7 protein-coding genes are annotated in these 5,917 nt (G+C 45.4%); 4 read left to right on the top strand and 3 right to left on the bottom strand.

The features are described from left to right. Nucleotides 1–93 precede the first annotated feature (93 nt). Both rsmH and mraZ read right to left on the bottom strand, forming a co-directional pair. Complete coding sequence (gene rsmH / locus NTX75_17580) at nucleotides 94–960, bottom strand: 16S rRNA (cytosine(1402)-N(4))-methyltransferase RsmH (GenBank protein ID MCX5818029.1); 867 nt, start codon at nucleotides 958–960, stop codon at nucleotides 94–96. After that, complete coding sequence (mraZ, locus tag NTX75_17575) at nucleotides 960–1,400, bottom strand: division/cell wall cluster transcriptional repressor MraZ (protein ID MCX5818028.1); 441 nt, start codon at nucleotides 1,398–1,400, stop codon at nucleotides 960–962. Before mraZ ends, rsmH begins: the two co-directional genes overlap by 1 nt. Nucleotides 1,401–1,669: 269 nt before the next feature. Between mraZ and NTX75_17570 the strand changes: the two genes are divergently transcribed. Next, nucleotides 1,670–2,173, top strand: coding sequence for a flavin reductase (locus NTX75_17570; protein ID MCX5818027.1), 504 nt, complete (start codon nucleotides 1,670–1,672; stop codon nucleotides 2,171–2,173). Nucleotides 2,174–2,375: 202 nt separating this feature from the next. Continuing rightward, the gene (locus tag NTX75_17565) at nucleotides 2,376–4,472 is read left to right on the top strand and encodes a glutamine synthetase III (protein ID MCX5818026.1); all 2,097 of its coding nucleotides are present in this window, start codon (nucleotides 2,376–2,378) and stop codon (nucleotides 4,470–4,472) included. Between the two features lie 137 nt (nucleotides 4,473–4,609). On the opposite strand, the gene NTX75_17560 is transcribed toward NTX75_17565, so the two are convergent. Continuing rightward, on the bottom strand, nucleotides 4,610–4,900 hold the full coding sequence (locus NTX75_17560; GenBank protein ID MCX5818025.1) for a hypothetical protein: 291 nt from the start codon (nucleotides 4,898–4,900) through the stop codon (nucleotides 4,610–4,612). A 188-nt stretch (nucleotides 4,901–5,088) separates the two neighbouring features. Between NTX75_17560 and NTX75_17555 the strand changes: the two genes are divergently transcribed. Continuing rightward, nucleotides 5,089–5,268, top strand: coding sequence for a hypothetical protein (locus tag NTX75_17555; protein ID MCX5818024.1), 180 nt, complete (start codon nucleotides 5,089–5,091; stop codon nucleotides 5,266–5,268). 72 nt (nucleotides 5,269–5,340) lie between these two features. Then, nucleotides 5,341–5,917 (top strand): ParB N-terminal domain-containing protein (locus NTX75_17550; protein ID MCX5818023.1); only part of this gene is annotated, 577 nt, incomplete at its 3' end.

Here is a 5,917-nt window from a genome sequence, read left to right as displayed (position 1 = left end):
CAAACAATTAAAAAGGTGGACCTCAAACTTCTGTAGGTTGGTTCCCTTTTCACAGAGATATAAAGCCTCTCCATATGCTTATCCCCCGGGTTTTTATTCTCTCTCTGCTACTCTGAGCTTGGCGCTCCTGGAACTCGGATTTTGTTTCATCTCAGACCGTCCCGCTTTTATGGGTTTCTTTGTGATGGTCATGAGCAGAGAAGAGGTTTTAAATACATTTTTTACTATCCTGTCTTCAAGGGAATGGAATGAGATAATGCCTATCCTTCCCTGAGGAGCAAGCACATCGGCCGCATCTGTAATGCCGGTGGTGAGGTTTTTTAACTCGCTATTTACCTCTATTCTAATTGCCTGAAAGGCCTTTGTGGCAGGATGGATTTTCCCTGTCCTCCTTTTTGTCTTTAATATAATTGCGCTTAATTCCTTCGCTGTTGATATAGGGTTTTTCTTTCTCTCATCTACAATCGCCTTTGCAATCCTGTATGCCTTATATTCCTCGCCATAATCCTCCATAATCCCCTTCAGGTCCTCATAGCTATAACTGTTCACGACGTCATAAGCAGTAAATGATTCCCGATTGTCCATCCTCATGTCGAGAAAGGTATCGTCATTAAAGCTGAACCCTCTATTCCCCGTAATCTGGTATGTGGAAAGACCGAGGTCAAAGAGTATGCCATCTATTGATGAAACCCCTATTGATGTTAATATTGCCTTCAAATCCTTAAAATTCCCCCTGATAAGTGTTGCCCTGTCCTTAAAGGCGGTTAGTTTTTCATTGGCAATCTCCAGCGCCTTTTCGTCCGCATCCAAACCGATAAGCCTTAGATTTCCATACCTCTCTAATATAAAACTTGAATGTCCGGCTCCACCTACTGTTGCATCAACAAAAATCTCAGTTTTTTCGCTTACAAGATTACTCGTTACCTCTTCAAGAAGAACAGGTATATGTGTGGAACCCATTAAAGCCCAAGCTCTGAAACAATGTCTGCCACTTGATCAGGGTCTGAAATTGCCTTTTTAACCAATTCTTCCCACTGTTCCTGGGCCCATATTTCTATCTTTGGACCCATACCGACAATAACCACATTCTTTTTTATGCTTGCGGCCGTTTTCAAGGATTGTGGTATGAGAACCCTCCCAAGCTTGTCTATGGGGCATTCGGTAATACCCGAATAAAAATATCTGAGAAAGGCCCTTGCTTCTTTTTTTATGGATCCGTAGTTGGATGTCCTGTCCTGTATGTTCAGCCATTCCTGGTACGGGTAACCCACGATACACCCGTCAAGGTTTGTAAGCATGAGTCTCATATCATAATTCGTCGAGAGCCCCTCTCTGAATTTCGAGGGGATACTCACCCTGCTCTTGTCGTCTATGGTATATTCATATCTTCCAGCGAACATTATCCCACCTTATAACACTTTTTACCACTTTAGACATTTATACTCGTAAGTGTAAATTTTGTCAAGCTTTTTTTGTATACTGGAAAAGCATTCAGAGGTCATAAATGGGGTGCTCAAGGGCATGTTTTACCATTAGCCATCAATGCACGATGATTGTTCCATCTGACGAACAATCGCATTTGAGGCGGGAGCCGTGCTCATTGTTCTCTAAAATGATTGAAGATAATTGCAAAATAGAGTATGAAAATGTATTATAAGGAGGTGGCCCCATGAACAATTTTAAAGAAATAAATCCAGAGAATCTCGCCGATAATCCTTTCAAGCTCATAGGTAAAGACTGGATGCTTATTACTGCCGGTACAAAGGAATCATTTAATACCATGACGGGCGCCTGGGGAGGATTAGGCGTATTGTGGTATAAGAATATCTGTTTCTGTGTGATAAGACCCAACCGTTATACCTATGAATTTATGGAAAAGTGTAGCATCTATACGCTTTCCTTCCTTGAAGAACAATACCGGGATATTTTAACCTACTGCGGCACGAAATCAGGAAGGGATGTCAATAAAGTAGCAGAAACAGGTCTTACCCCTGTTCTTGATAACGATTCAATCTATTTTGCTGAGGCACGATTAGTATTGATATGCAAAAAGATATATTTTCAGGATATGATACCGGCCCACTTCCTGGACCCTGCAATAGATGAGTTTTATCCCTTGAAGGACTATCACAGGATGTACGTGGGAGAGATAGTAAGATGTCTCAAGAGATGAGGTATACAGTGCTCCGTTTACCCGTTTGACTTGACAAAAACGGTTACCAAAAATAACATTAGTTTACTTGTAAAATTGCTCTCAGCAGATTTACACATAGACGTGTATATATCACACCTCAACGACCTCGAGGTTTTCACAAAGACCGAACGAAGCAGTTCAAAACAGAGAATGTCTTAGAAATTTAGAAGAGGAGGAAATCATGGAACTTACGAAAATATTCGGATCTAACGTTTTCAATGATAAGGTCATGAAAGAGCGGTTGCCCAAGGAGATTTACAAGGCTCTGAAGGAAACGATTGAAAAAGATATTCCCTTGCGGCCCGATGTTGCTGACGTGGTTGCAAATACCATGAAGGATTGGGCCATTGAGAAAGGGGCGACCCACTATACGCATTGGTTCCAGCCCTTGACCGGGATAACAGCCGAAAAGCATGACTCTTTCATATCCCCGGCAGACGATGGCAGTGTGATTGTGGAATTTTCCGGCAAGCAACTGATCCAGGGTGAACCGGACGCATCGTCCTTTCCAAGCGGCGGCCTGCGCACCACATTCGAAGCGAGAGGATATACTGCCTGGGATTGCACCTCGCCGGCGTTTCTGAAAACAGACGAAGGCGGCAACGTCACCCTTACGATTCCCACAGCCTTCTACTCCTATTATGGCGAAGCCCTTGATAAGAAGACACCCTTGCTGCGGTCCATGAAAGCTGTGTCAAAACAGGCCTTGCGGGTTTTAAAAGCTTTGGGCGATACTACTTCCACGAAAGTAACCTCCACCGTAGGCCCCGAACAGGAATACTTTCTGGTTGACAAAAAATTCTATCTGGAGCGGATCGATCTGATGCTGGCAGGACGAACAATCTTCGGCGCGCCTGCCCCCAAGGGTCAGGAGCTTGAGGACCAGTATTTCGGCGCCATTAAGGACAGGGTTTCCGCTTACATGCACGACCTCAATACTGAACTATGGAAAATGGGCATTATGTCCAAAACCCAGCATAACGAGGTAGCGCCGGCCCAATACGAGATGGCCCCCATTTTTGCCACCACGAACATCGCCACAGACCACAATCAGCTTGTCATGGAGACCATGCAAAAGGTCGCCTTACGTCACGACTTGGTCTGCCTGCTTCATGAAAAGCCCTATGCCGGCATTAACGGTTCCGGCAAGCACAACAACTGGTCGCTCTCCACGGATGACGGCATCAATTTATTGGAACCCGGACATACACCGGCTGAAAATGTTCAATTTCTGTTATTCTTAAGCGCACTGCTCAAAGCCGTCGACACCCATGCGGATATCCTGCGGGCCACCTGCGCACATGCTGCAAACGATCACCGTCTGGGCGCCAACGAAGCGCCCCCTGCCATTATCTCCATCTTTATGGGCGAAGAATTAACAGATATTATGGAGAAGCTTGCAAAAGGGGAAAAGATCTCCATCAAGGGCGCGCAGTTTGTCCACGTTGGTGTCGATACACTGCCGGAAATCCCCAAGGACAATACCGACCGCAACAGGACCTCTCCCTTTGCCTTTACCGGTAACAAGTTCGAATTCAGGACTGTTGGCTCGTCACAGTCGATTTCAGGACCCAATGTCGCCCTAAACACCATCGCGGCTGAAGCCCTTGACGAAATAGCCACCCGCCTGGAAAAGGCCAAGGACAAAAATGCCGAAGCGGCAGCGATCATCAGGGAAACCTATAAGAAGCATAGCCGGGTGATTTTTAACGGGAATAATTATGCGGAAGAATGGGTGAAAGAGGCGGAAAAGCGTGGCCTGCCTAATGTAACAAACTCCGTTGATGCGTTAAAGGCGTTTATTACGGATAAGGCCCTTAAGCTCTTCGGAAAATATGAGGTCCTTTCGCACAAAGAACTGCATTCGCGCTACGATATCTATGTCGAGCACTACTCGAAACAGATCAACATCGAAGCATTGGCGGCAATAGATATGGTCAGGAAACAATTCATACCTGCAGGAATCGAATATGCAACCTTTCTGGCCGACTCCATTTCCAGTTTTGGTGCCGTATCGGTTGCGGCTTCTGTCCAGGAGGATTTCCTCAAGAAGCTGGCCGGGCTGTTAACGTCTTCCTATAAGAACCTGGCAAAGCTCGAAGCAGCGTTAGCAAAGGCACAGGGCACAGACGGCACCGTTAAAAAAGCGGAAACCTACCGTGACAAGGTTATCACGGCAATGCAGGCCCTGCGCACAGATATCGACAATCTGGAAATGATCGTTCCAAGGGATATGTGGCCTGTACCGACGTATACGGAGCTGTTGTTTAAATTATAACCTGTATTCGGATTGTTGCTCAAACCGATTTCATGCAGGAACACTGTTTTGCTCCCCCACCCGCAGCCGGGTATCCGGCTGCGCTTTTTGCGGGTACCCGGGGCTCGAAGCTCACTCAATTTCGCGAGTATCTGTGGTTATTTCATTAATATTACAGGCTCAACGCCAGCATCAGCCGCCGCTGAAAGTGTCGGTTGGATGATTTTGTTATGTGGTTCTCTCGTTAGTATTTTTGCAGTTATGATTGCTGGCTCGTTTTCATACCCTTTGGTAGCCAAGGCAGTGACTTTGTCTCGAACATCATCTGATGCCCAGAAAAACCATTTTTTTGACTCAAAATATTCGCGTATTTCTTTGCTTCGGTTCTGATAGATATTTCCAGCAACTAACCCGAGTCTTACTGTTACATTGTTATTAACCATTCCCATAGATTTTAGGTCTTGTCTGAGGCGATTAAAAACTTGACAGATTTTCAATATTCTTTACAATAGAGGACGGTATCGAGGTAGATTCGCAAGACAGTACATCGTACACAGTACATCGTACATCGAGAAATGTTCTTAACGAAGTACGAACGACGAAGTACGAACCACTGAATTAAAAAGAGGGAAAAAAGATGACTGAACAGGAAAAGGCTGCAAATCCGGAATTTATACACCTGCCTCTTGAAAGCATTATAGTGGAGGAACAGATTCGCTCAGAGATCGATACAGAGAGTGAGTCTTTTAAGGCCCTTATGGAATCCATTGTCGGGGCTCACGTCGCCCCCTTTTTCTTGGATGTTCAAACAGCTTGAACGGTTTTATCGGCTTGAACGGTTCGCTTAGAGCCACCCCCTCTCGCTCCTGAACTCGCTAAGAAATTCTTAGTGTACCGGCGTGTCTTAGAACCTGTCCTTGTAACACCGAAAGACGGCAAATACCTGCTCCTCTGCGGAGAACGCCGTTATCTGGCTGCACAGAAGCTGGAACTGGCATCCATCCCGGCACTTATCGTCAATACGATCACCCAGAAGGATGAAATACTGGTCTACCAACTGACAGAAAACCTTCAGAGGGAAGCCCTCAACCCGATAGACCAGGCCAAAGGGGTTTTATCATTTATTCAAGCAAGACATCCTGATAAGGGGTACGGTTTGGATGGTGTAATGAGTGATTTAGTAAATTTCGAGCGATCCCCTGACTATCTGTCGAAAGAAGTTTCTGAAACGTTTTCAGAAATTGTAGAAATAGCCGGAAAGACAATAAAGACGCTGTTTAACGGGCTTTCGCTTTTAAAACTTTCTGATGAGATTCAGGCAGCAGTTCGGACAGGAAATCTCCCGCTCAAGAATCACTTTCGCATTCAGCGATTGCATTTTCGCATTTACATAGTCGCCAGTTCTTCGTTGAGTATGTCTGAGATGAACATATGGCCCGGGGCATGGGTAATACAGATGTCCGGTT

Source organism: Pseudomonadota bacterium, from assembly GCA_026388315.1.
Classification (GTDB): domain Bacteria; phylum Desulfobacterota; class Syntrophorhabdia; order Syntrophorhabdales; family Syntrophorhabdaceae; genus MWEV01.
Note: the sequence above shows the minus strand (reverse complement) of the source record. Positions and strands in the feature narration are given on the sequence as shown.

Bases quoted from the DNA above. Each gene is read 5' to 3' on its own strand.
- rsmH (MCX5818029.1), bottom strand. From the start codon at position 960: ATGGGTTCCACACATATACCTGTTCTTCTTGAAGAGGTAACGAGTAAT.
- mraZ (MCX5818028.1), bottom strand. From the start codon at position 1,400: ATGTTCGCTGGAAGATATGAATATACCATAGACGACAAGAGCAGGGTG.
- NTX75_17570 (MCX5818027.1), top strand. From the start codon at position 1,670: ATGAACAATTTTAAAGAAATAAATCCAGAGAATCTCGCCGATAATCCT.
- NTX75_17565 (MCX5818026.1), top strand. From the start codon at position 2,376: ATGGAACTTACGAAAATATTCGGATCTAACGTTTTCAATGATAAGGTC.
- NTX75_17560 (MCX5818025.1), bottom strand. From the start codon at position 4,900: ATGGGAATGGTTAATAACAATGTAACAGTAAGACTCGGGTTAGTTGCT.
- NTX75_17555 (MCX5818024.1), top strand. From the start codon at position 5,089: ATGACTGAACAGGAAAAGGCTGCAAATCCGGAATTTATACACCTGCCT.